This window comes from Stenotrophomonas sp. 22692, from assembly GCF_052045015.1.
GTDB lineage: Bacteria > Pseudomonadota > Gammaproteobacteria > Xanthomonadales > Xanthomonadaceae > Stenotrophomonas > Stenotrophomonas geniculata.
Genome location: NZ_JBQEMR010000053.1, coordinates 1 through 24,176, shown reverse-complemented (window position 1 = coordinate 24,176; position 24,176 = coordinate 1). Strand labels below are relative to the sequence as shown.

General features: G+C 67.2%; 22 protein-coding genes. 7 read left to right on the top strand and 15 right to left on the bottom strand.

Going from position 1 to position 24,176, the window contains the following annotated elements; translation table 11 throughout:
• Positions 1–229 precede the first annotated feature (229 nt).
• Positions 230–1,423, bottom strand: coding sequence for an MFS transporter (locus ACTJJM_RS20010; protein ID WP_071305367.1), 1,194 nt, complete (start codon positions 1,421–1,423; stop codon positions 230–232).
• Positions 1,424–1,516: 93 nt separating this feature from the next.
• Here ACTJJM_RS20010 and ACTJJM_RS20005 point away from each other — a divergent pair, with 93 nt between their 5' ends.
• Positions 1,517–2,446 carry a LysR family transcriptional regulator gene (locus ACTJJM_RS20005; protein WP_241874044.1) on the top strand — a complete coding sequence of 310 codons (930 nt, stop codon included), beginning with the start codon at positions 1,517–1,519 and terminating at the stop codon, positions 2,444–2,446.
• Between the two features lie 119 nt (positions 2,447–2,565).
• On the opposite strand, the gene ACTJJM_RS20000 is transcribed toward ACTJJM_RS20005, so the two are convergent.
• Both ACTJJM_RS20000 and ACTJJM_RS19995 read right to left on the bottom strand, forming a co-directional pair.
• Positions 2,566–4,023, bottom strand: coding sequence for an amidohydrolase family protein (locus ACTJJM_RS20000; RefSeq protein ID WP_341925053.1), 1,458 nt, complete (start codon positions 4,021–4,023; stop codon positions 2,566–2,568).
• A gap of 51 nt (positions 4,024–4,074) precedes the next feature.
• Positions 4,075–4,776 carry an ankyrin repeat domain-containing protein gene (locus tag ACTJJM_RS19995; RefSeq protein ID WP_019660204.1) on the bottom strand — a complete coding sequence of 234 codons (702 nt, stop codon included), beginning with the start codon at positions 4,774–4,776 and terminating at the stop codon, positions 4,075–4,077.
• 122 nt (positions 4,777–4,898) lie between these two features.
• On the opposite strand from ACTJJM_RS19995, the gene ACTJJM_RS19990 reads away from it, so the two are divergent.
• Positions 4,899–5,780, top strand: coding sequence for a LysR substrate-binding domain-containing protein (locus ACTJJM_RS19990; RefSeq protein ID WP_010485086.1), 882 nt, complete (start codon positions 4,899–4,901; stop codon positions 5,778–5,780).
• A 131-nt stretch (positions 5,781–5,911) separates the two neighbouring features.
• Positions 5,912–6,349, top strand: a complete 438-nt coding sequence (locus ACTJJM_RS19985) for a DUF3806 domain-containing protein (protein WP_010485084.1) — start codon at positions 5,912–5,914, stop codon at positions 6,347–6,349.
• A 49-nt stretch (positions 6,350–6,398) separates the two neighbouring features.
• Here the strand turns inward: ACTJJM_RS19985 and ACTJJM_RS19980 are convergent, their stop codons facing one another.
• Entirely contained in the window at positions 6,399–7,559 is a 1,161-nt protein-coding gene (locus tag ACTJJM_RS19980) for an amidohydrolase family protein (protein WP_329766735.1), read from the bottom strand.
• Positions 7,560–7,742: 183 nt separating this feature from the next.
• Between ACTJJM_RS19980 and ACTJJM_RS19975 the strand changes: the two genes are divergently transcribed.
• Entirely contained in the window at positions 7,743–8,384 is a 642-nt protein-coding gene (locus tag ACTJJM_RS19975; protein ID WP_043401982.1) for a hypothetical protein, read from the top strand.
• 30 nt (positions 8,385–8,414) lie between these two features.
• Here the strand turns inward: ACTJJM_RS19975 and ACTJJM_RS19970 are convergent, their stop codons facing one another.
• A complete protein-coding gene (locus ACTJJM_RS19970) occupies positions 8,415–9,011 on the bottom strand; it encodes a hypothetical protein (protein ID WP_313412315.1) in 597 nt (198 codons plus the stop codon).
• Positions 9,012–9,151: 140 nt separating this feature from the next.
• A complete protein-coding gene (locus ACTJJM_RS19965; protein WP_019337892.1) occupies positions 9,152–11,878 on the bottom strand; it encodes a TonB-dependent receptor plug domain-containing protein in 2,727 nt (908 codons plus the stop codon).
• A 218-nt stretch (positions 11,879–12,096) separates the two neighbouring features.
• Here ACTJJM_RS19965 and ACTJJM_RS19960 point away from each other — a divergent pair, with 218 nt between their 5' ends.
• Positions 12,097–12,696 (top strand): GNAT family N-acetyltransferase, encoded by a 600-nt coding sequence (locus tag ACTJJM_RS19960; RefSeq protein WP_019337893.1) that lies wholly within the window; start codon positions 12,097–12,099, stop codon positions 12,694–12,696.
• Here the strand turns inward: ACTJJM_RS19960 and ACTJJM_RS19955 are convergent.
• Both ACTJJM_RS19955 and ACTJJM_RS19950 read right to left on the bottom strand, forming a co-directional pair.
• The gene (locus ACTJJM_RS19955) at positions 12,693–13,469 is read right to left on the bottom strand and encodes a CDP-diacylglycerol diphosphatase (RefSeq protein ID WP_440865916.1); all 777 of its coding nucleotides are present in this window, start codon (positions 13,467–13,469) and stop codon (positions 12,693–12,695) included. The genes ACTJJM_RS19960 and ACTJJM_RS19955 overlap by 4 nt on opposite strands.
• Before the next feature lie 68 nt (positions 13,470–13,537).
• The gene (locus ACTJJM_RS19950; protein ID WP_043401991.1) at positions 13,538–14,194 is read right to left on the bottom strand and encodes a hypothetical protein; all 657 of its coding nucleotides are present in this window, start codon (positions 14,192–14,194) and stop codon (positions 13,538–13,540) included.
• 171 nt (positions 14,195–14,365) lie between these two features.
• Between ACTJJM_RS19950 and ACTJJM_RS19945 the strand changes: the two genes are divergently transcribed.
• Entirely contained in the window at positions 14,366–14,662 is a 297-nt protein-coding gene (locus ACTJJM_RS19945) for an I78 family peptidase inhibitor (RefSeq protein ID WP_440865915.1), read from the top strand.
• Positions 14,663–14,758: 96 nt separating this feature from the next.
• On the opposite strand, the gene ACTJJM_RS19940 is transcribed toward ACTJJM_RS19945, so the two are convergent.
• The 7 genes from ACTJJM_RS19940 to ACTJJM_RS19910 form a co-directional block, all read right to left on the bottom strand.
• Complete coding sequence (locus ACTJJM_RS19940) at positions 14,759–15,643, bottom strand: hypothetical protein (protein WP_440865914.1); 885 nt, start codon at positions 15,641–15,643, stop codon at positions 14,759–14,761.
• A 111-nt stretch (positions 15,644–15,754) separates the two neighbouring features.
• Entirely contained in the window at positions 15,755–17,455 is a 1,701-nt protein-coding gene (dld, locus tag ACTJJM_RS19935; RefSeq protein ID WP_349744165.1) for a D-lactate dehydrogenase, read from the bottom strand.
• Complete coding sequence (gene lldD / locus ACTJJM_RS19930; RefSeq protein WP_010485059.1) at positions 17,452–18,591, bottom strand: FMN-dependent L-lactate dehydrogenase LldD; 1,140 nt, start codon at positions 18,589–18,591, stop codon at positions 17,452–17,454. Before lldD ends, dld begins: the two co-directional genes overlap by 4 nt.
• A gap of 4 nt (positions 18,592–18,595) precedes the next feature.
• Entirely contained in the window at positions 18,596–19,360 is a 765-nt protein-coding gene (gene lldR, locus ACTJJM_RS19925) for a transcriptional regulator LldR (RefSeq protein WP_029379987.1), read from the bottom strand.
• Positions 19,361–19,413: 53 nt separating this feature from the next.
• Positions 19,414–21,072, bottom strand: a complete 1,659-nt coding sequence (gene lldP / locus ACTJJM_RS19920; RefSeq protein WP_100446029.1) for an L-lactate permease — start codon at positions 21,070–21,072, stop codon at positions 19,414–19,416.
• Between the two features lie 224 nt (positions 21,073–21,296).
• A complete protein-coding gene (locus ACTJJM_RS19915; protein WP_005410036.1) occupies positions 21,297–21,749 on the bottom strand; it encodes an MgtC/SapB family protein in 453 nt (150 codons plus the stop codon).
• A 130-nt stretch (positions 21,750–21,879) separates the two neighbouring features.
• Positions 21,880–22,638 carry an SDR family NAD(P)-dependent oxidoreductase gene (locus ACTJJM_RS19910; RefSeq protein ID WP_440865913.1) on the bottom strand — a complete coding sequence of 253 codons (759 nt, stop codon included), beginning with the start codon at positions 22,636–22,638 and terminating at the stop codon, positions 21,880–21,882.
• Between the two features lie 446 nt (positions 22,639–23,084).
• On the opposite strand from ACTJJM_RS19910, the gene ACTJJM_RS19905 reads away from it, so the two are divergent.
• Entirely contained in the window at positions 23,085–24,038 is a 954-nt protein-coding gene (locus ACTJJM_RS19905; RefSeq protein WP_423161648.1) for a helix-turn-helix transcriptional regulator, read from the top strand.
• Positions 24,039–24,176 lie beyond the last annotated feature (138 nt).

Below are 24,176 nucleotides of genomic sequence, written 5' to 3'. Positions count from 1 at the left end.
TCCATGGGTGAGGGCGCTTCGCTTGCGAAGCATTGCTTCGCAAGCGCCCGAACGCACAGCCGCCAGCGGTTGGGCCGGACAGGGGATTCACGGCGTCCCCCGCAACCGGACCCACCCCGCCTACCTACAGGAACCCCGCCGTTGCCGTTGCCGTTGCTGTTGCTGTTGCTGTTGCTGTTGCTGTTGCCTCCAGCAGGTGCAGGGCTGCAAGCCCTGCCGAACACCACCCCTACTTCAAACGCAGCAGCAGGCTGCCGCCCGCACACACCACCGCCAGCCAGGCCACGCCGTGCCACCCCCACTGCGCCAGCGCCAGGCTGCCCAGCGCACCACCGGCAGCCATGCCGATGAACATGCCGGTGAACAGCAACGCATTGAGCCGGCTGCGTGCCGGCGGCACCAGGCCGTAGACCAGCGTCTGGTGCGCCACCAGCGCCGACTGGAAGCCGAAGTCGAACAGCAGCGCACTCACCACCAGCAGCGGCAGCAGCGCGGCGGCCGGCAGCCAGGACTCGGCCAGCAGCAGGCCGAAGCCCAGCAACGCCACCGCGATCGCCAGCCGCGCCACTGCATGGCAACCCAAGCGATCGGCGAATCGACCCGCAAATGGTGCGGCCAGTGCACCGGCCGCACCCGCAATACCGAACGCACCCGCCGCCGCACTGCCCAGGCCCAGACGAGCATGCAGCATCAGCGCCAGGGTCGACCAGAATGCACTGAAACCCACCGCCAGCAGCGACTGGCTGGCCACCGCACGGCGCAGCTGCGGCTGCTCGCGCCACAACGCCAGCAATGAGCCCAGCAACGCCGGATAGCGCAGCGTGCTGGTCGGTGCGAAACGCGGCAGCGCACGCGCCATCACCGCGCCCATCGCCGCCACCGATACCGCAGCCAGTACGAACTGCGTGCGCCAACCCCACGCTTCAGCCACCACACCACTGACCACGCGCGACAACAGGATGCCCAGCAACAAGCCGGTCATTACCCGGCCGACGATCTGCCCGCGCTGCGCATCCGGTGCCAGCACCGCAGCGGCCGGCACGATGTCCTGCGCCAGCGTGGCCATCAGCCCGACCAGCAGGCTGGCCATCAGCAGGCCCGGCAGGTGCCCGGCCATCGCTGCAGCACCCAATGCCAGTGCCAGCAATGCAGATTTCAACAGGATCAGGTTGCGGCGGTCGAACCGGTCACCCAGCGGCGCCAGCAGCAGGATGCCCATTGCATAGCCAAGCTGGGTCAGGGTCGGTACCAGGCCAGCGGCGCGCTCACCCGCGCCGAGGTCCTGGGCGATCAGGCCCAGCATCGGCTGGCTGTAATAGAGCGAGGCGACCGAGAAGCCGGCGCCGGCCGCCATTGCCAGCACCAGCGGGGTGGAGGGTGCAGTCGCGGGTGCGGCGGCGACGGACAGCGAAGGGGTAGACATGGGGGAGTCCGGTGGAAGAAGTGGACGTATCCTGCCCGCATTCGCCCAACGTCTGTAGTAGGCTGAAATACATATCATTCATACGTCATACGCATGACCGACCTCACCGCTGGCGCTGATCGCCTGGATCTGCTGCGCACCTTCCTGCGCATCGTCGATGCCGGCAGCCTGTCTGCCGCAGCCGCGCAGCTGGGCACCACCCAGCCAACGGTCAGCCGACGCCTGCAGGCATTGGAGCGGCAGCTCGGCCTGCGCCTGCTGCTGCGCTCCACCCATGGCCTGCAACTGACCGAGGATGGCCTGCGCTGCCAGCGCCATGCGCAACGCGTGGTCGACGAATGGGAGTCGCTGCAGGCCGAACTGAACGGCGAACCGGAAACGCTGCGCGGACGCCTGCGGGTGATGGTGCCGCATGCCTTTGGCCAGGCGCAGCTGCTACCGACCATGCTCGCGTTCCTCGCCCAGCACCCACAGCTGAGCCTGGAGTGGATCCTGGAAGATCGTCGCCCGGATTTCATCGCCGAAGGCATCGACTGCGCGGTGCGTGTGGGACCGGTCGACGAACCGCGCATGGTGGCACTGCCGCTGGCCGAAGTGCCGCGCATCGTCGTGGCAGCGCCCTCGCTGGTGGACGTCACGGCGGTCAGTACGCCGGAACAGGCGCAGGCACTGCCATGGATCTCGCTGGTCACCTACTACCGCGAACGCCTGCTGCTGCATGACGCGCAGGGGCGCGCGCATACCCTTTCGATCAGCCCGCGCCTGCTCAGCGACAACCTGTTCGTGGTGCAGCAGGCTGCACGCGCCGGGTTGGGCGCAGCGGTGGTCTCGGCTTGGCTGGTGGCCGACGACCTCGCCCAAGGGCGGCTGGTGCAGCTGCTGCCGGACTGGCAGCCGCCGGCACTGCCGGTGCATGTCGTGTTTCCGGCCGCGCGCCAGCAGCCGCCGCGGCTGCGCGCCTTCATCGGTGCGATGAAGGCCGCACTGCCGCAGCTGCATGGCATGCGGCCGGCACCGCGTTAGGTCATCGGCCGCATCATCCACGCATGGCGTGGATCTACTGCTGATCGCGGGTATGGATGCCCGGACGGCAACCGGTAGATCCACGCCATGCGTTGCGTGGATTCCGCCCCGCCCCACCCTCAATTGGCCTTCGCCGCCTCCGCATTCCACGCCGCGACCTTGGCCCTGGTATCAGCCAACATCCTGTCCAGCGCAGCGCGGTCATACACGTTGCCGCGCAGGATCACGCTGTCGATCTTCTCGGTGGCGGCGATGTCCTGCAGCGGGTTGGCGGTCAGCAGCACCAGATCGGCAGCCTTGCCCTGTGCAACGCCACCGTAGCGGTCCATCTGGCCGAACCAGGCCGGGCCGGAACGGGTGGCGGCCGACAGCGCCTGCGGCGAGCTCAGGCCCTCCTTCACGAACAGCTGCAGCTCCTGGTGCAGGGCGATGCCCGGGAAATTGAACGAATTGAGGAAGCCCGCATCGGTACCGGCGATGATCGTCACGCCGGCCTCCTGCAGCATCGGCAGCACTGCGGCCACCTGGTGGTACTGCGCGTGGCGCGCTTCGATCTGCGCCGGCGTCGCCTTCGCCGCGCGGTCCACGCGCCACTGGTAGGTCGCGCGCAGGCCCGGGCCGATGTAGGCCAGGTACGGGTCGTTGGCGTGGTCATCCTGGTCGAGGAAGTCGAGGATGCGGCCGCCGTTGAGGGTCGGGGTCACGAATACGCCACGCTTGGCGAAATCACGGTAGGCCCGCATTGCGGTGTCACGGTCGAAGCTGGCGTCGAGGCGGCGATTGGCTTCGGCGCGATCGATGCGCCCGGCGCCGAAGTCGGCGGCGATCTGCGCTTCGTCCTTGCTGCCGGCCTTGAATGCGTAGTCCAGATGCTCGATCGAGGCCAGGCCGGCATCGACCGCCTGCTCCACGGTCAGCGCCATTGGAATGTGGCCCGAGGCCTTGAAGCCGGCCTTTCGCGCAGCGCTGGCCGAGTACAGGAACAGTTCCGGCGTCAGCGTGCTGTCGGTGATCTTCACGAAATCGACCTTGTCGTGCTGCAGTCGGGTAATCACCTTGTCGACGTCGGTCTCGCTGCCCACTTCGATCGTGCCCTTCCACACCGGCTTGATGCCCTCGATCTTCGCGCCGGAACTGAGCAGGCGCGGGCCGAACAGCGTGCCCTTGGCGATTTCGCCACGCCACTGCAGCACCTGCTCGGGCAGATCGCCGGAACAATCACGCACGGTGGTGATGCCGTGCGCGATGTACAGCGGCAGCAGTGCCTTGTTCTCTTCGATCAGCGCCGGGCCACCGCCGAAATGCACGTGCATGTCCCACAGCCCCGGGATCAGGTACTTGCCCTTGGCGTCGATCTGGCGGGCCGCGCTCCATTGGCTGCGCAGCTGCGCATCTGGACCGACGGCGACGATGTCCTCGTCGCGGATCACCACGCTCTGCCCGGCCAGGGTGCTGGCGTGCTCGACATCGACCACGGTGGCATTGCGGATCAGCAGGTCGGCGCGCTCGGCGGCAGAGGCCGACAGCGGTGCTACCGCAAGGAGGATGGCAAGGGACAACGGACGGGAACGGAACATGGACAGCATCCTGATGGGCACGCCCAGCGTGCGGGTGGAAGGGGTTTGCATTCAGCGCACCGCGCCGTGCTGGCGCAGCAGGGTCTCAATTCCGGTATAGCCGCGCTGGCGCGCGTGCGTCAGCGGCGTCACGCCATCGCCGTCGGCAAGCTCCGGGTCGGCACCGGCCTCCAGCAGCAGCTGCACGATCTGCACGTGGCGCGCACCGCCATCGCCGAGCAGGATCGCTTCCAGCAGCGCGGTCCAGTGCAGGCGGTTGACATGGTCCACCGCCACGCCCGCGCGCAACAGCGTACGTACGGTGGCGACGTGGCCACGCTCGGCGGCCGGAATCAGCGCGGTGCCGCCATAGCGGTTGGTGCTGCGCAGATCGGCGCCATGCGCCAGGGTCATCGCCAGGATCTCATCCAGGCCACGCGCACCGGCGTACAGGTAGGCGCTGTCCTGCATCGCGTCCTTGGCATTGACGTCGGCACCGGCTTCGATCAGCTCGCGCGCGGCATCCACGTTGTTGCCGTGCGTGGCCAGCAGCAGCGCGGTGCGGCCCTGGCCATCGCGCGCCTCCAGCGTGGCGCCATCCTCGATCGCCTGTCGCACTGCATCGGCGTCGCCGCGGCTGGCAGCATCCCGCAGGCGCGCGTCTGCGTCGGCCCGGGACGTGGCGGTGCAGGCGGGGGTGACCATGGCCAGCAGGCACAACAGCAGCACGCGCGTGAAGGGCGCAGGCCAGCCAGCGGAATGATGGACGCGCATGACAGTGACTCCTCATGTCCGTCGCCACGGAGCACCGGGCGACGGTAGCAACAGCCGGGCATTGCCGGCCCCTGCCCTGCATGGTAGAAGTCGGCTTGGGTATCCAGAAGTGAAATGTTCAAATGCAAGACAGTGCCAAATCGAATAGAACCCTGTTCGAACTGGACCTGCTGCGGGCGCTGGTGATGGTGGCCGACTGCGGCAGCTTCACCACGGCGGCCACGCGCCTGCATTCGACACAATCCACGGTCAGCCAGAAGGTACGCCGGCTGGAGGAACTGGCCGGGCATCGCCTGCTCGAACGCGGCCACCGCGATGTGCACCCCACCGACGCCGGCCACACCCTGCTCGGCTACGCGCGGCGCATGCTCGACCTGAACGAGGAAATGGCACAGGCGCTGGCCGGTGCGACGGTGGAGACCGCCGTCCGCATCGGCGTGCCCGAGGATTTCGTCAACCCGCAGACCACGCGCATGCTGGCCGCTTTCAGCCGCCGCCATCCGCAGGTGAAGCTGGAGATCAGCAGCGGCCTCAGCCGTGACCTGGCGCAGGGCTTCGACCACGGCGAGCTGGATCTGGTGCTGGTCAAGCAGCGCCGCAACAGCCGCCAGGCGGTGCATTGCCGGCGCGAGCCGATGCACTGGATCGACAGCCTGCGCAGCAGCTGCCTGCAGCAGGACCCGCTGCCACTGGTCACGTTCCCGCCGCGTGGGCTGTACCGCGACGAGATGATCCACGCCGTGGAAGCGCTGGGCCTGCGCTGGCGCATCGCCTTCACCAGCTCGTCGCTCAGTGGCATCCAGGGCGCCGTGGCCGATGGCATCGGCATCAGCCTGCTGCCGCGCCGCGCGGTCAGCCGCGAGCACCGCATCATCGATGGCGAGCGTGAGCTGCCGGTGATCGACAACTACGAGATCGGCCTGCTGCATCGCCCGGACGCTGATGATGCCGTGCGTGCGCTGGCCAGCGAGCTGTGGCGGCAGGTACAACGCGAACCGGATTGACCACGGTAGGTCCACGCCACGCGTGGATGAACTTCGCGCATCACGCATCGAAACATGGTCAATCCGGCCGCACGGCCGGCAACATCGGCTCGTAGAGTGCCTGATGTTTCCGTGCCCCACGGCGCCTTGCCATGTCCGACGAAATCCCCACCCGTTTCGATCCCCTGCCCGCTGCCCTGCAGACGCATCTGCAGCACCAGCGTTCGCTGATCGCCGCGCGCGTGGCCGCCGGCTTTCCGACGTTGCCGGTGCAGTGGCCGCTGGCGGCCACCACCCTGCAGCGCGTGGTCGATGCGGAGCTGATCGATCGTGACGACTGCGAAGGCTGGGAAGCACTGGGCGTGGCCTTCGGTGACACCCTGGCCCAGCGCGTGCCGGGCCTGGCCTGGATGCAGGTGACCGATGCCTGGGGCATCGACGCGGTGCTGCGCTATGCCGACAGCAGCCTGCAGATCGGCGCCAGCACGCTGCTGCTCAAGCGCGTCGAGCAGGGCGAGATCATCGACATCGCCCATCTGCTGGCGTGGCTTGAGGAATTCATCGCCACCCGCGCCGACGATTACGCCTGAAAGGTCGCCGAGCATGGCTCGGCACTACAGGGGGTTGCGCGGCGTGGATCTAGAGCCAGCGGCCGTCGACCACCACGCGGCGCTCCAGCGGCACCGCAGCCACGGCCGCCGGGCCGTGGTCGGCACGCACGGCCACGAAGGTCGCCGGCCGGCCTTCGGCAATACCATGCTGCGGCAGGCCGATCGCCTGCGCGGCATGGGTGGTGACCATGTCCAGCGCCAGCATCAGGTCGGCATCGGTGTAGAAGCCGGACCGGTAGCCCAGCAGCATCGCCCGCTGCAGCAGGTCGCCATTGCCATACGGCCACCAGCAGTCACGGATGTTGTCGTTGCCTGCGAACACGCGCACACCGGCATCATGCAGCGCGCGCAGCGGCGGGAACGGATGATCCCCCGGCGCGTTGCTCATGATCGCCACACCCGCGGTGGCCAATGCTTCGCCCACCTGCAGCGCGCGCGCCAGCGGCACGTCGCCCAGCGAATAGGCATGGCTGACCGCAACACGCCCCTGCAGGCCGGCGGCCCGGGTACGCGCAGCGATGCGCAGCAGCTGCGCCAGACCGGTTTCGCCGGGCTCGTGCAGATGGATGTCCAGCTGCACACCGTAGCGCTCGGCCAGAGCGAACAACAGCGCCAGCTGGCCTTCGGCATCACCATCGAGCGTGGTGGGGTCGATGCCGCCGAGCACTTCCACGCCCGCAGCAAGCGCCTGCTCCAGTACGGTGGCGGTACCCGGACAGGACATCACCCCGGCCTGCGGGAATGCCACCAGCTGGATGCGCATGATGTCGGCACAGCGCAACGCCGCCTCGCGTACTGCCTCGAGATGGCCGAGACCGGTGCTGGCGTCGATATCGACATGGCAGCGCATCGCCACCGTACCGAAAGCACTGCATTGGCGGATCAGCGCCTCGGCACGGTCCACCATCGGTGCCGCACCCGCCACCGCCGCCTTCTCCACCGCCAGCCGCTCCCGCAGGCTGTTCACCGGCTGATGCGGGTGCCAATGGTCGCCGACGAAGCTTTTGTCGAGGTGGATGTGGCCGTCGACCAGCCCGGGCAGCACCGCGAACCCCTGCAGGTTGACGCATTCCGCCCCTTCTGTCGGCACGGCCTCGCCATTGAGGCTGCTGATGCGGCCATCACGGATATGGAAGTGCAGTGGCGCACCGTCGCGGTCGACACCGCCATGGACGAACTGGAGGGTCATCGGGAACTCCCGGAATGCCAAGAATGGCGCCATCGTGCGCCTCGCCGCAGCCATCGGCCAACGAAATATCTGGATGGCATACATTCACCAGAACGATGACTACCCCTGCGACAACCGGTCGCAGCCACGCCGTGCACAGCCCTGAACGGGTAACATGGGCGCCTGTCTCCGCTGTGAAGCCGCATGGGCCCGTCCGACCGCCACGATCGTCTCCGCCGCTGGCAGGCCGCGTCCCTGCTTGCCGCCGCCCCGATCGCCAGCCTGTCAGCCACTGATGCTGCGGCGGCTGCGCCGCTGCAGTCGCCGCCGGGCCAGCAGCGCATCGCCCCGGCTGCACTGGTCGAGCGCCTGCACCAGCGCGTGCTGTCCGGGCAGAGCGCCACCGCCACGCTGGAACACTGGTGCGCCGAGCACGGCCTGGCCGAACAGGCGCGGGTGCGCGCCGTGCGCATACACGGCCAGGACAAGCCGGCCCCCGCCGACGTTCTGCAGTCGCTGGGCGCGACGCCGGGTACCGAACTGCGCTATCGCCGCGTACAGTTGGTCTGCGGCAGCCGCGTGCTGTCCGAGGCCGACAACTGGTACCTGCCCGGCCACCTCAGCCCGGCCATGAACCAGGTGCTGGACAGCACCGACGAGCCGTTCGGTCGCGTGGTCGGCCCGCTCGGTTTCCAGCGCCAGACCCTGGCTGACCAGACGTTCTGGCCGCCGCGGGGCGAAGGCGATCACGGCGTGATCCTCGAGGTGCGTGCCTTGTTGCGCGACCGCCAGCAGCAGCCTTTCAGCTACGTCATCGAGTCATACCTGCAGCAGGCGCTGCCGTAACGCGCAGTGGGTCCCGGGCATGTCCCGCCGCTACCGACCCGTGATGGCGTTGGCGGCCGGGTCCACCGAGAACACGAAACGCCCACCGTGCTGGTCCCTGCCCCACGTCATCGGTGCCGTGGTCAGGCTGTAGGCCGGACTCGCCTTGTCCATGCCGATCGCCTCGGACCAGGCGCTGAAATCCTCATCGGTGCGGCTGCGGATCTCGCCGACACACAGGCTGTAGCCACAGGCAAAAGACACCAGCGTGCCGTCGCTGCCGATGAGCCGGGTCGCAGCCGTCCTGTAGAGCCGGGTCAGGTCCTGCACTTCCGGGTGGCCCGCCGCATCCTGCTCGAACTGGCTGATCGCCTGCGCAAAGGCGTTGTCCGAGCCCAGGATCACGTCGCTCTTTTCCGCCGACAGTGCTCCTTCAGTCAACAGCAAGCGCTCGCCCTCAAGGAAGTGTCCCTCCAGATCCGCAGGCCCTTGCCCGGCCGTCGCACGCGTCGATGCCGTTGGCACGCGCGCTGATCCAGCATCGGTCACTGCGTTGGAAAGAGACGGCACGGGCGCGGCGCTGGCCGCCTCCGCAGCATCGTCCACACTGGCCGCCTGCTTGCTGCTGCAACCGGCAATGGCCAGCACGGCAATCACACTCCACACTCTGGCATCCATGCGCATCATCCTCCGGGTATCGCCACAGCATGCCACGCGCGCAGCGGCAGCACCGGTGCACTGCACAAAGAAAAGCCCGGCAATGCCGGGCCTTTCGTTCGCCTGCCGGATCAACGGAACCGGTAATCCAGCTGCACCCAGTACTGGCGGCCGTACGGGTCGTAATTGCCGACCGGGTAGAACGGCCAGCCGCCTCCGTTCTTGTCCGCCGGCGGGCGGCTGTCGCGCAGGTTGTTGACGATCACGCCCACCGACAGGTTCTCGCCGAACTGGCGGAACACGCTGGCGTTGTACGTCATATACGGCGCGATGCGGCCACTGCCATCTGTCTTCGGCAGCGAGCCGAAGCGGTTGCCGTACAGCGTGGTGGTCCAGTCACCCTGGTTCCAGGTGATGCTGCCGTTGGCCTTGCTGCGCCACTGGTAGTCATCCAGCGAATTGCGGATGTCACGCTCCGGATCATCGGAGAACTGCCGGTATTTGTGCTCCAGCACCACCGTGTAGGCCAGGCGCGTGGTGAAGCGGCCATAACGGCCGGCATCGAAACGCCAGTTGCCCTTCAGGTCCAGGCCACGAACCGATTCGGAGGCGGCGTTGATCGGATTGATCAGCACACGGGTCACCTGGTCCGGCTGCACGGTTGCGTTGGACGGGTTGCGGATCACCCGAGACAGCGCGTCCTGGCACAGCGGTGAACCGATATCGCGCGCTTCGCCGCCCAGCGTGCGGCCCAGGCGGCAATCGGCCTCGTCACGCAGGATGCGGCTGGTATCGAGGCTGGTCACCTCGTTGTCGATGCGGATGTCGTAGTAGTCGGCACTGAAATCCAGGCCAGACAGCGGCGACCAGACCACGCCGAAGCCATAGGACTTGGCCGATTCCGGCTGCAGCTGCGCATTGGCGCGGTTGCTGTAGTCGATCGACAGGCCGTTGTAGTCACAGTTGTCGTACGACTGGCCTGCGGTGCGGCAGCGCCAGTAGTCGGTCATGCCCGGGTTGTAACCGCGCGTCTCCGTCGCGAACACATAGTTCATGTCCGGCGCCCGGAAACTGGTCGCCGCCGTACCACGGATCAGCAGGCTCTCGATCGGACGGAACTCGACGCCAACGCTCCAGGTCGCCTTGCCGATGTGCTCGCCACCCGCACGGTACTGGTCGTAACGGCCGGCCAGCGTGGTGGTCAGCGACTGCAGCAGCGGCAACTGCAGCTCCACACCTGCGGCGTAGCGGTCACGCTCGCCACCGGCGCCGACGCCTGCACTGGTGTTCCAGAACTCGCCGGTTCCCAGGCGCGGGTCCGGGCGGTTGCGGTAGCCCTGGCTGCCGGCTTCGACCACCGCTGCCAATGCAGCGTCGCCACCGGGCAGCGCGAACAGGCGGCCGTTGACGCTGGCGCTGAAGGTCTGCAGCCATGCCGCATTGCGGCTTTCCTGGTAGTCGGACAGGCCCTCGTATTCGTTTGGGGTCAACGGCTTGAACAGGCGTGCCGGGTCCGGCGCATAGACCTCAACGCCATTGCGTACGCCCAGCTTCGGACCCAGCAGGTATTCGTTGATGCCGGCCAGCAGCACCGGGCGGCGGGTGCGGTTCTCGTAACGCGAGCGGCTGTAGACCGCCTCATAGTCCCAGCCACTGTCACCGATCTGGCCACGTGCGCCGACGTTGAACGACCACGAGTTTTCCAGGAAGCGGTTGGCATTGCGCGGCAGGCCGCCGATTTCCTCCGGCGCGAAGCGGCGGTACCAGCTTTCCAGATTGCCGGTGGTCTGGTTGTAGAAGTAGTTGCGCGCCGAGGTCCAGGTCGGCGCACGCGTGTTGTTGTAGATGCGCGCGCTGCCCACGGCGACATCAGCGAACAGGTCGGTGGTCTCGTTGACGTGGAAGGTCAACAGACCGTAGCCGTTGAGGTTGCGCTTCTGGGTCTGCACGGTCCAGTAGCTGGCGGCGGCCTCGTTGCTGCCGCAGTACCAGCCCTGGCGCGGGTTGTTGGCGCGGAACACGCTGCCGCCATAGATCTCCGACGCTGCGTCGCAGCCGCTGACGCCCGGATCGATGTTGCGGCCGGTGGCAGCATTGCGGCGATAGGCGATCGCGGTCGCCTGTGGCGCCTTGCCGGCCGGGTCATCATCCAGCGAATCCATGAAGTCGCGCTGGCGCGCATGGATCGCCTTGCGCACATCGAACTCGAAGCCGAACAGCGCATCCCAACGCTCGCCGGAACTGCCACCGACCACCTGCGCGCGCTGGTTGTCGCCACCGCCCTGCTGGGTGCCGCCGGCGCGCACGTTCACGTCCACACCCTCAAAACGGTCCTTGAGGATGATGTTGACCACGCCGGCGATGGCATCGGAGCCGTACACCGCCGACGCACCGGCCGCCAGCACCTCGATGCGCTCGATCAGCGCACTGGGGATGTTGGCCAGGTTGACCACGTTCACCGAGCCCTCGTAGGCCAGCGGGTAGTCGGCCTGGCGGCGGCCGTTGACCAGCACCAGCGTGCGGTTCGGGCCCAGCCCGCGCAGGTTGATGGTGTTGGCGGCCGGGGTGAAGGTATTGCCGAAGTCCTCGCCCTGCACGTTGCCGGTGTTCTCGGTCAGCGCGCTCAGCGCATCGAAGGCATTGCGGTAGCCCTGTGCATCGATCTGCTCCCGGCTGATCACCGTCACCGGCGAGGGCCCCTCCACACTGGCGCGCGGAATACGCGAGCCGGTGACCTTCACTTCCTGCAATGTGGTGGGTGCGCTTTCCTGCGCGAAGGCCGGCAGTGAGACCAGCATCAGGGACGACAGTGCGAGCACCAGCGGACGCGGGCGCAGCGCCTTGTGGGAGGCGGACATGGGCTTCCTGGGGAGTTTGGCGGGTGGTGGTACGGGACAGCGGCCTGTGCGGCACATAACGATCCCGTAACGAAAGTGTCCTGAATGGGGGGGGGCAACGGAAATGACCAGGCCTGATGGCCTTATGCCTGAACCGAATCAGACCCGCAGTGCCATTCGCCACACTTTTGCAATGTTTTGAATGGTGTGGCGCTGCGGGCACGGCCATCGTGCCGGGGATGATGACTCCGTATCCCACCTCCCTCCTTCCCCCGTTGCGCCCGGTACTGCGCCGTCACCTGCTGCAGCTGCAGGCCGCACCGGTCACCCTGCGCCCCTTCCAGCGTACCGACCTGCCGCGCTGGCGCCTGTTCGATGACCGCCGCCGGCGCGGCCGCCGTCACCCCGGCGACATCGACGAGGAGGCACGCTTTCTCGCCCACATGCATCGCTCGCGTCTGGAGCAGGACAACGACCAGCTGCTGCTGGGGGTGTTCGACGACGAACACGGCACGGTGCTGGATCAGCTGCACATTCGCCTGCAGTCGCTGCATGCGCGCAGCGCCGAGTTGCTGTCGCTGCAACACTGGCACCCGCATACCGACGCGGCGCTGCGGGCGCTGTGCCCGTTCCTGTTCGAGGATGTCGGCCTGCATCGCCTGTTCGTGATGCTGCCACCGGACTGCAATGACCCGTTCGCCACTGCGCTGCACGCCTTCGGCTTCGAGCAGGAAGGCCTGCTGCGCGACCATCATCTGGACCTGGAGGGCTGGCAGGATCGCCAGCTGCTGGCGCTGACCGCACCGGTCTGGCGAAGCCGCCAGCAGCCCCAGGGTTAGCGGACCCGCTCCAGCGACGCGCCTGCGCCGGTCAACACCGAGCAGGCGTGGTCCTGCAGCTCTTCAGCGCTGGCCTCGTTGCCGGTGCCGGCGTCCACACGGGTCGCCAGCAGAATGAAGCCCGGGCCGCCCTGCACCTCGTCCCGGCCGGCCACGACCAGGCTCCACTGGCCCACGTCGTCCACGCCAGCGAGGTCATAGGCCAACAGATTGAGCGGATTGGCGGTCAGTTCCGCGCCCGGCAGCAGGCGGGCCTGGTACTGATGGCCGCGCAGCAGCACCGGCAACGGTGCCCAGCGGCTGCCGAGGGCGGCAGCATGCGTGTCCAGCGCCTGCAGCACGTCGGCACGCAGGCAATCCACATGGATATGCAGCTGGTGCTGTGACCGGCCGTGCGGCGAGTCCAAGGCCAGGCTGGCGACGTTGCGCGGCAGCGGTTGCCGCAAGGCCTGTTCGGTGTGGCTGCGCGCCTGCCAGGCTGCAGCGAAGTAGTTCGGTGCACCACGCTGGTACAGGCGGCGGTTCTCGATACCGCTGACCTTGTCCAGCGGCATCAGCAGGAACTGGTAGTCGCCGTGCGCGTCCTTGACCAGCACATCGCGGCGATCCGCGGCCGTCTCCACGCGCAGGCAGTCGCCGCGTGGACCTTCGGCGCCCTGGCAGTCACGTTCGATCAATCGCCATAACGCGTCGGAATGGGCCGGCGGCGGCGGCGCGCTGGCACAGGCGGACAACAACAGCAGGGACGGCAGCAGGAAGGGGCGCAAGGACACGGAAACGACTCACGGAGCAGGCACGGCAGACAGCGCCGCGCTGCATTCTAGCCAGTGCGAAGCTGCAATCAGTAGGTGCCGAACGGCACTTCAACCACGATCGGTGCCTCGCCCTCACCCGCCTGCAGGCTGTAGCGATCCAGCGCGCCGTCGTCATCGGCGTGCGGCTGACGCTGGAAATGCAGCCGGTAGCGGGTGTCCCCCAGGCGCACGGCGCTGCCGTCCACATCCAGCGCGGCACCTTCCGGAATCAGCAGCCCACCCAGGTCGCTGTAGGCCCCAGGCACATCGGCGAAGCTGTAGTCGGCCAGTTCGTCCACCCGCTGCATCGCATAGACGTGCGGCACATAGGGACGTGCGGGGCTGCGGCCATTGCTCAGGTCGGTCACCCAGGCCTGCGGCAGGTGGTACTGCTCGCGCAGCGCGGCCACGCCCAGCGAGGGGCTGGCCACCTGCAGGCAGCACACCGCGCGCTTGCCCTCACGGTCGAGGATGGCGAAACGGTCACCGCGGGTGGCCGCCTGCGGCAGCATGGCAAACGCCAGATTGCGCTGCGCAGGCGCGTAGCCCGCTTCAGTCTGCAGGTTGCGCCAGGCGCCGAATACCGGGGATTCGACCGGCACGGGTTCCGGATCGGCAGCGGAGGCGGCAAACGCCACGCCCAGCAACGACAACGCCAGCGCCGTCATCGTCTTGTCCTTGCCGCGGAAACCGCCTGCCGTCATACCGTATCCAACACCTGCGCCGGAAAGGCCCGGCCTGCCCGCTGGCGTACTGCCAGCCATTCCTCCTACTATGCAACGGCCACGCTGTGCCGGCAATGACCGGGGCGCTGACGCCTTTCGCACGCTCGGTGCTATCGTTCCCGCCATCTTCCCCTGCGCAGGAGCGCTCGCATGTCTGCATTCCGTCTGTCCCTGTTGCTGCCGGCCTCTGCCCTGCTGCTGTCGGCCTGCGTCAGCACCCCTGGCCCGGAAGTCAAAGGCAGCGGCCGCTGCGACGCCAGCCAGCTGGGCTGGGCGATCGGCCAGCCGGCCAATGAGGCCAACATCCGCCGCCTGTCCCGCGAGAGTGGTGCCGGCCTGGTCAACCCGATCGGCCCCAGCACCATCACCACCAAGGACATCCGCCAGGACCGCCTGCGCGTGTTCGTGGACAAGGACAACGTCATCACCGCCACCCGCTGCGAGTAAGCGCCGCCTCAGTTTTTGTAGAGCCGAGCCCACGCTCGGCTGCTCTGCGGCCGGGCCACGCGAGAACCCGAGTCGAGCATGGCTCGACTCTACACTTCAGGGTTCGGTATAGCCGGCGCAGTCCGGCAGCGCCTGGTCCGGGTGGAACATGCCCTCGCGGAAGTGGAACAACCGCGTATAGGTGCACGCCGGATCCTGCTCGGTGCGCAGGTCTTTCTTCTTCAGCGGCCCCTTGGCCAGCGAATCCTCGAAGCGCGAAACACCGGCCGGGAACCGGGTCGCCACGGTCTGGTAGCGCAGCACGGGCATGCCCTCGGCAGCCGTATCCAGCGCCAGCTTCGCCGAGAAGCCGTACTCGTCGTGACAGGCGCCTGCGCGCTGCTTGCTGTCCTGTTCGCTGAAACAGGCGCGGATCATCGCGTTACCCCGCCATGGCAGGGTCAGCACATCATCGTCCACCTGGATGTCGTCCTGCAGGTGGCGCACGCGTGCCAACTGCAGCGTGGACGCGTCGGCACCGCCACCGGAGTACATGGTGCTGAACGTGACGATGCCGCCCACCAGCACATTCTGGCGGGTGCGCTGCTGCGGGTCGGTCACTATTTCATCGCTGCCCACGCCCGGGGCCAGGCGCACGATCCACGGCCACAGCGACAGCTCGCTTTCCTGCGGCACGTCGATGCTGACGTGGTAGGTGTGAGGCTTGCCCTGGCCCGGCCCCTTCTCAAGCACTTCCAGCACGGTCGGCCGGTCACCCTCCTCAGCGACCGGCTGCACGCGCACGCACCAGTTGCCGTCCCGCGTGCAGTCATAAAGCCCCGACGGCCCAGTCTCACTCGCGATCAGCACCTGCCCCAGCGGCTCCATCACGTTGCCGGCGGCATCGCGCTGCTGCGGCAGGATCGCGCTCTGGGCCAGCGCCAGCAGCGGGATCGCCAGCAATGCAGTGCACAGGGTGGCGCGGGCGGCAGCGGTGGGCATGGACGACTCCTGCGTATGGGCCTCCGATGGTAACTGCTGCCCGGGCGGCGTCGAGCCCTGCTCGACTGCTTCTCACCACAAACACCAGCCAAGCGCCGGCTCGGCTCTACATCATCCGCAGTCGCAGCCACCCCACCCCTTGGCCTTCGAGGTCTGGCCGATACCGGGATTGAACGTATTGCTCGGGTCCAGCTGCCTGTAGAAGCCCGCCAGCGCCGGCTTGGCCGGATACAGGTGGCCGACATTGTGCTCGGCCGGATACTCGGCGCCCCGCTGGTCCAACAATGCCCACATCGCATGCTCGATCGCCATCGGGTCTTCACCTTTGCGGGCGATGTAGTCCTGGTGGAACACGTGGCAGAGGAAGTGCCCGTAATACAGCTTGTGCAGCAGGCGGCCGTCGATATCCGCCGGTAGCTGTTCGAACCAGTCGGCGTCGTCACGTCGCAGCGCGATGTCCAGCGCGACGATGTCCTGCACCTGGTCACGATGCACTTCGCGGTAGCGCACTGCGGCACCGGCCACGGCAAAGCGATGCAGGAACGCCTTGCGCCCCTCCTCCGCCGTGCAGTGGAAATAGCCGCCTTCGTGGCCAGCGAAGAAATCGCGCAGCCAGGCTTCGGTTTGCGCTGCGTCCTGCGCGGACACCTTCAGCAGCAGGTGATGCTCATAGCGCTGGCGGAACTCACCCATGCGCTTGGGCAGGTGCGAGGGCAGCAGGCCCGTCAGCACCTGCATCACACGGTCGGTCACGCCGCGCAGGCCCAACCGCTCGAACCAGCCATCGACACGGCTCTTCAACGCGAACGCGGCGGGCACGCGGGAAGTGCCAAGGCGGTCGATCAGCAGGAAGCTGTCCTTGCCGTAGCGCTCGCCGATGTCATAGGCATCGCGGTGGATGTATTCGCCGGCAATCGGCAGGCGCTCGAAGCCGGTCAGCAGCTGGCGACGGATCGCGGTCAGGCTGCCGGTGCGGTTGCTGCCGATGTAGAAGACCTCGGCGGCCTCCTTCTCGAAGGTGTCCAGGCGCACCGCGAACACCGCAAGCTTGCCGGCCGAACCGGCCGCTTCGAAGTGGCGGCTGGGGTCGGCGTTGAAACGCGCCGGCGTATCGGCATCGACCTTGCGCACTTCCTCGGCATAGCGGGGATCGGAGGCCGCACGGCCGTTGCCATTGCCGACATCCGCCGCGCTGTAGTCGCCCACCTGCAGGCGCTGCAGGATCTGCTCGGGCGTATCGCCCAGCGCGATGCCCAGATGGTTGACCAGTTGCAGCTGGCCATCCGCATCGACCTGCGCATACAGCGCCAGCTCGGTATAGGCCGGGCCACGGCGCACCAGCGCGCCGCCGGAGTTGTTGCAGATGCCGCCCAGCACCGACGCACCGATGCAGGACGAGCCGATCACCGAATGTGGTTCGCGGCCGAGCGGTGCCAGCGTCTGCTCCAGCCGGTCCAGCGTGGCGCCGGGCAGGCACAGCACCTGGCGGCCTTCGTTCAACAGCTGGATACCGGTCAGGCGCAGCGTGCTGACCAGCACGATCGGCCGCCCGTAGTCGTTGCCATCCGGGGTCGAGCCACCGGTCAGGCCGGTATTGGCCGCCTGCAGGATGATCGCCGCCCCACCCTGCACCGCTGCCTGCAGCACGCGCCACAGTTCCAGCAGCGTACCCGGGCGCACTACGGCCAGCACCGGGCCGTCGCCGAAACGATAGCCACGGCGGAAGCGGCGCGTGGCCTTGTCGCCGGTCAGTACATGGCGGTTGCCGACCGCGTCGCGCAACTGCGCCAGCACGGCATCGTGGCCACTCATGGCAGGCTGACCAGCGAATCGCGGCCGATGTCGGCGATGCGGCGCGCGCCGGTCAGTGTCATCGCCACGCGCATTTCCTTGGCGATCAGGTCCAGCAGGTTGGCCACGCCGGCCTCGCCCTGGGCGGCGAGCGCATAGACGAAGGCACGGCCCAGCAGCACGGTGTCGGCGCCCAATGCCAGCATGCGCACCACGTCCAGGCCGGTGCGGATGCCCGAATCGGCGAGGATCTTCAGATCACCCTGCACGGCATCGGCAATCGCCGGCAGTGCGCGCGCGGTGGACAGCACGCCGTCCAGCTGGCGGCCACCGTGGTTGGAGACCACGATGCCATCGGCACCGAACTTCACCGCGTCACGCGCATCATCCGGGTCGAGGATGCCCTTGATCACCATCGGCCCCTTCCAGAACTCGCGGATCCACTCCAGGTCCTTCCACGAAATGGACGGATCGAAGTTGCTGCCCAGCCAGCCGATGTAGTCCTCCAGCCCGGTCGGGTTGCCGCGGTAGGTGGAAATGTTGCCCAGATCATGCGGGCGGCCGAACAGGCCCACGTCCCACGCCCAGTGCGGATGGGTGATGGCCTGGCCGATGCGGCGCAGCGAGGCGTTCGGGCCGCTCATGCCGGAGTGTGCATCGCGGTAGCGCGCACCCGGCACCGGCATGTCCACGGTGAACACCAGCGTGGTCACGCCCGCGGCCTGTGCCCGCTCCAGCGCATTGCGCATGAAGCCGCGGTCGCGCAGCACATACAGCTGGAACCACATCGGCCGCTGGATGGCCGGTGCCACTTCCTCGATCGGGCACACCGATACGGTGGACAGGGTGAACGGGATGCCGCGGCTGTCGGCCGCGCGCGCTGCCTGTACTTCACCGCGCCGGGCATACATGCCGGTCAGCCCAACCGGCGCCAGCGCCACCGGCATTGCCAGCTTTTCGCCGAACAGCTCGGTTTCCAGGCTCAGGTCGGACATGTTGCGCAGGATGCGCTGGCGCAGCGCGATGTCGGACAGGTCGGAAACGTTGCGCTTCAGCGTGTGCTCGGCATACGCGCCGCCATCGATGTAGTGGAACAGGAACGGCGGCAGCCGGCGTTGCGCTGCGGCACGGTAATCGGTGGAGGCGGAGATGATCATGGGGTCAACCGTGTGGGGAAGGTAGACGCGAGGCCCGCGCACGCCGGGCTTCGTTGTCATCGAGGGTGCGCAGCGTGGTGTGCACGAACTCGAGGTGGGCATGCGCGGCGGCGCGCGCGCGTTCGGGGTCGCCTGCCAGCACCGCGTCCATCATCTCGCGGTGCTGGTCGGACAGCGGCGAGAAGGTCCTCGCCGAGGTGTAGAGCTTTTCACGGCTCTGCGAGATGTTGGTCTGCAGCAGCTCGAACAGGCCGCGCATCACCTGCAGCAGCACCAGGTTGTGCGAGGCCTCGGCGATGGACAGATGAAAAGCCGCGTCGGCCTCCGCTTCGCCGGTGGGGTCGTCCTTGCCGTGCGCGTCCATCATGGTCTGGAAGGCCTGCGCGATGCGCGTGCGGTCCTCGTCGGTAGCGCGCAATGCGGCATGCCAGGCGGTGGCACCTTCCAGCGCGTGGCGGATCTCCAGCACGTCGAAGCGGTATTCCGGGTCGCCCTGGAACAGCGGCAGGTACGGCGCCAGCGGTTCATCCAGCGCCTGCCGCGCGCGCGCCGCAGGTTCGGCTACATAGGTGCCGCCACCGACGCGTGCGGTCAGCAGGCCCTGGCTGGCCAGCTGCGCGATGGCTTCGCGCAACGCCGTGCGCGAGACCCCCAGCTGCACCGCCAGGGTACGCTCGGCCGGCAGCCGGTCACCGGGCTGCAGCTGTTGTTCATGCACCAGGCCGCGCAACTGTGCGGCCACCTTGTCGGAAATGCGTTGCGTGCTCATGGCGCCATTGTGGCCCGAAGCGCGCAGCGGGTGGTCGGCCAACCGTGCATGGCTCAGGGAATCATCCAGGTCAGCCAGTAGGCCTGGGCCAGGGTGATCAGGCCGACCATCGTGGTGAAGATCAGGCTGTGCTTGACCGTGAAACGGAACAGGTCCGATTCCTTGCCGGCCAGGCCGACCGCTGCGCAGGCAATGGCGATCGACTGCGGCGAGATCATCTTGCCGGTGACACCGCCAGTGGTGTTGGCCGCCACCAGCAGCACGTCGGACACGCCGATCTGCTGCGCGGTGGTTGCCTGCAGGGCCGAGAACAGCGCATTGGACGAGGTATCCGAACCGGTCAGGAACACGCCCAGCCAGCCCAGGAACGGCGAGAAGAACGGAAACGCGTCGCCGGTGTGCGCCAATGCCAGCGCCAGCGTCGCCGACAGGCCCGAATAGTTGGCGATGAAGGCGAAGGCGAGCACCATGCCGATCGAGTAGATCGGCATGCGCAGCTCGCGCACGGTTTCGCCGAAGGTGCGCAGCGCCGAACGGACCGGCATGCGCAGCGCGATGATCGCGATCACCGCAGCGAGGATGATCGAGGTACCGGTGGCCGAGAACCAGTCGAACTTGTAGACGGCTTCGTAGCTCAACGGTGCATCCACGATCGGCGGCATCTTCTGCACCATCTGGTCCAGGCCCGGCACCGGGATCTTGAGCACCCAGCTTTCCAGCGGGCCACCCGCCGCGAACAGCGACTTGAACGGCTTGATGCTCCACAGCGTGACCATCGCGGTGAGGATCAGGAACGGCGACCACGCCTTGGCGATCTGGCCAACGCTGTAGCGGGGCGTTTCCAGTGCCTGTGCGGCCGCCTCGGCGCTGGTTTCGGTATCGAAGCGGAAGATCCGCACCGGCTTCCAGCGACGCAGGAACAGGGTCAGGCACACCAGCGACGCCAGCGACGCGGTGATGTCCGGCAGTTCCGGGCCGATGAAATTGGAGGTGAGGTACTGTGCGATAGCGAACGAGCCACCCGCGACCAGCACCGCCGGCCAGGTTTCCTTGATGCCACGCCAGCCATCCATGATGGCCATGATCCAGAACAGCACGATGATGGTCAGGAACGGCAGCTGGCGGCCCGCCATCTGGCCGATCTCGAAGGCATCCAGGCCAGTCACCTGCCCTGCCACGATGATCGGAATGCCCATCGCGCCGAACGCCACTGGCGCGGTATTGACGATCAGGCACAGGCCGGCGGCATACAGCGGCTTGAAGCCCAGCCCGACCAGCAGCGCGGCGGTGATCGCCACCGGCGCACCGAACCCGGCCGCGCCTTCCAGGAAGGCACCGAAGGCGAAGCCGACCATCAGCATCTGCAACCGCTGGTCTTCGGTAACCGACAGGATCGAGGCGCGGATGATGTCGAACTGGCCGGTCTTGACCGAGACCTTGTACAGGAACACCGCGCCGATGATGATCCAGGCGATCGGCCACAGGCCATAGACGAAGCCGAAGCCGGCCGCGCCAAGCGCCTGGCTCAGCGGCATGCCGTAGAACAGCAGGGCCACGCCGAGTGCGATGGCCACGGTGATCGTGCCGGCCAGCCAGCCCTTCATGCGCAGCACGGCCAGGGCAATGAAGAAGAACGCGATCGGCAGCAGCGCGATCAGGCTGGACAACCACAGGTTGCCGGCGGGGTCGTACAGGTGTTGCCAGGGCTGCATGAAGACTCTCGACTGGATGCGGAAGGTGCCCCACCGCAGGCGGTGGGTCGCCGTGACTGTCGAACATTGGTCGTACCAATAAAGATTTCGATCAGACCACTTGCAGCGGATTTAACCGCCACTCCGACGAAGAGCCTATTAGACCATAGCGCTAGATGTCATATTGGTCCGACCATTCAGGCCGCCATGGTAATGCCGGCCGCTGGCCGGCAACTCGAGATTCCTTACGAGATCCGTTTCTCCAACCGCCGCATCACCGCCAGCACCAGCACGCACAGCACGCTGACGCCGATCGCAATCACGTATTTACCGATGCCCACGGCGATGCCAATGGCCGCCGCCATGATCAGTGAGCTTGCGGTAGTCAATCCGCTGACCTGGTCTTCGCGTGAGCCGCGCAGGATGGTGCCAGCGGCAACGAAGCCAACACAGGCCACCACCGCTTCGATCAGACGGACCGGGTCGACCTGCAGCAGGTCGCGATAGCGCTCCTGCTGGAAATGCTCAGCCACCGAGTCGCCGAGGCCGACAATCAGTGCGGCGGCACCGGCGATCAGCATGTGCGTGCGCAGGCCCGCCGCGTGCTTGCCCATCTCGCGCTCGACGCCGAGCACGCCGCCGAACAACATGGCTGCGGCCACGCGCAGCAGGATCGAGACATCCTGGGTGAGTTCCATGGGAGAGGCTCCGGGATTTTCCCGGAGCGTCGCGCGGCAGCCGTGGCACAACGGTGAAGGCCGCACCACAGCCCGTTCACCCGGCAGCGCCGGGCCCTGCCCGGCATCACCGTCGCCTGCGATTACCGCATCATTGCGCCAGATAGCCACCATCGATGGCGTAGTACGCGCCGGTCGCGAACGAGGCATCGTCGCTGGCCAGCCAGGCCACCAGCGCCGCAACTTCCTCGGCCGTGCCCAGCCGCTTCAATGCATGGCGGCCTTCCAGCGTGGCGCGCACCTTCGGGTCCATCTTCTCCAACAGCGGTGTGCTGATGAAGCCCGGGCCGACCGCGTTGACACGGATGCCGTCGGCCGCATGTTCCCAGGCGGCGGTCTGGGTCAGCCCAACCACGCCGTGCTTGGCCGCCACGTACGCAGTGGAACCGGCATAGCCCACCTGGCCCAGGATCGAGGCCATGTTGATGATGCTGCCGCCGGTTCCAGCGGCTCGCATCGCCTGGATCTGCGCACGCTGGCACAGGAACACGCTGGTGAGGTTGACGTCGATAACCCGCTGCCAGCCATCGACCGGATAGTCACCGCTGCTGGCAGCCGGCCCGCCGATACCGGCGTTGTTGACCGCCACATGCAGGCCGTCGAGTTCCTTGATCGTGCGCTGCACTGCCGCCTCCACCGCAGCGTCGTCGGTGACGTCCAGCGCGATGCCGATGGCCTGTGCACCCGCATCCCGCAACTGCGCCACGGTGGCATCGACCGCATCCTGCTTCAGATCCCAGACCGAGATCCGCGCGCCGGACGCCGCCAGGGTCTGCGCCACGGCCAAGCCGATACCGGACACGCCGCCGGTCACGATCGCGGTCTTGCCGGTGAGCTGGTAGTCAATCATCTGCGTTCTCCATCAGTGGGGGTATCGAAGTGGCCTGCAACAGCCAACCGCCCCACCCTACGCGTGCGCCCGTGATGGCCTGGCTGACATCGCGTCCATGGCGGATCGTTCCAGCCATGAAACCTCAACTCAAGTTGATGTATGGAATTGCGTACGGTTATGCATGCAAAACGCTGGCGTATGTTCGGCGGCATTTTCACTTTGGCCGTAATCGTCAATCGTTTTGACCATATTTAAATCAAAAGCGCGCGAATCGAGGCGACAATGGGAAACGTTTCCATTTTCTCCGACACATTCAATTCAACCTGGTGTTCCCCCCACCCTCCAGAGTGCCCATGCCACTGCTTCCCAGCATGTCTCACGGGTAACGACCGGATCTGCATCTGTGTTGCAGAGTGCGTGGGCGAGGTAATGCCAGCGTCCACCTCCAAAGCACGTGCCGAGCGATGTCCCGATATTTCACTTTTGCTGATTACCGCCGCTTCGGCCACCGCCATGGCTTCGATTACCGCACCGACCCGGAACACCTGCGCGACGACCAGTGGGCCGGCCATGGCGAGGTCAACGAGCAGTTCCTGCGCGGCGGCATGAGCCTGATCGCCTCCGACGTCCATAATCGCTTTCCTTATGTGGCGACCGCCCATCAGAGTCCCGGCCTGGCCATCCGCGTGATGCTGCAGGGCCAGGTCGATGTGCGCATTCCGCGACGCGCTGGTTTCACCCTGCGCGCTGGCACGGCAATGACCGCGCACCACCGCGAACAGGTCGAGATGACGGGTGCGCATCCCGGCGAAACGCGCATGCGCGGCGTCAGCGTGATGGTGCCCGGCCAGATCGACCCGGACCTGTTCCATCTGCCGCAGCTGGAAACCGCGCTCAACACGCACCTGGAATGCCGCCACTGGGCCATTCCGCATACCCTGCTGCCAGTGCTGGGCCAGCTGTTCGACAGCCCATGGGAGGACGGCATCGACGCCTTGTGGCGCGAAGGCGTCGCACTGCAGCTGCTGGCCGTTGGCCTGAAGGCCGAGGATCTGCAGACCGACCATGTACGAACGCTGCGCGCGGGCCAGCGCGAGCGGCTGGAGCGTGTGCGCGCCTACCTGCACGACGATCCCAGCCATGCCCACAGTCTGATCGAACTGGCCCAGTTGGCCTGCATGAGCCCGAGCTCGCTGCGCCGTCATTTCGCCCAGCAGTACGGCTGCTCGGTATTCGACTACCTGCACGAGCAGCGCATGCGCCACGCCGAACAGGGACTGCGCGAAGACGGATGGACAGTTGAGCAGGCCGCCGCCGCCAGTGGTTACCGCCACCCCAGCAACTTCGCCGCTGCATTCCGCAAACGTTTCGGCCTGGTACCCAGCCGCTGGCGCACGGGCCCCTCGAAGGTGGGCTGAAGGCTGGTGCCCTGATAGGTGTCGACCTTGGTCGACACGCTCCCGTGCCATCGCGGAGGCCGGCCAGCGGCCGGCACCATCAACGCCGCCGGGCATGGCCCAGCGCTACCGACACCGCACACCCCCGGGTAGTGGTGG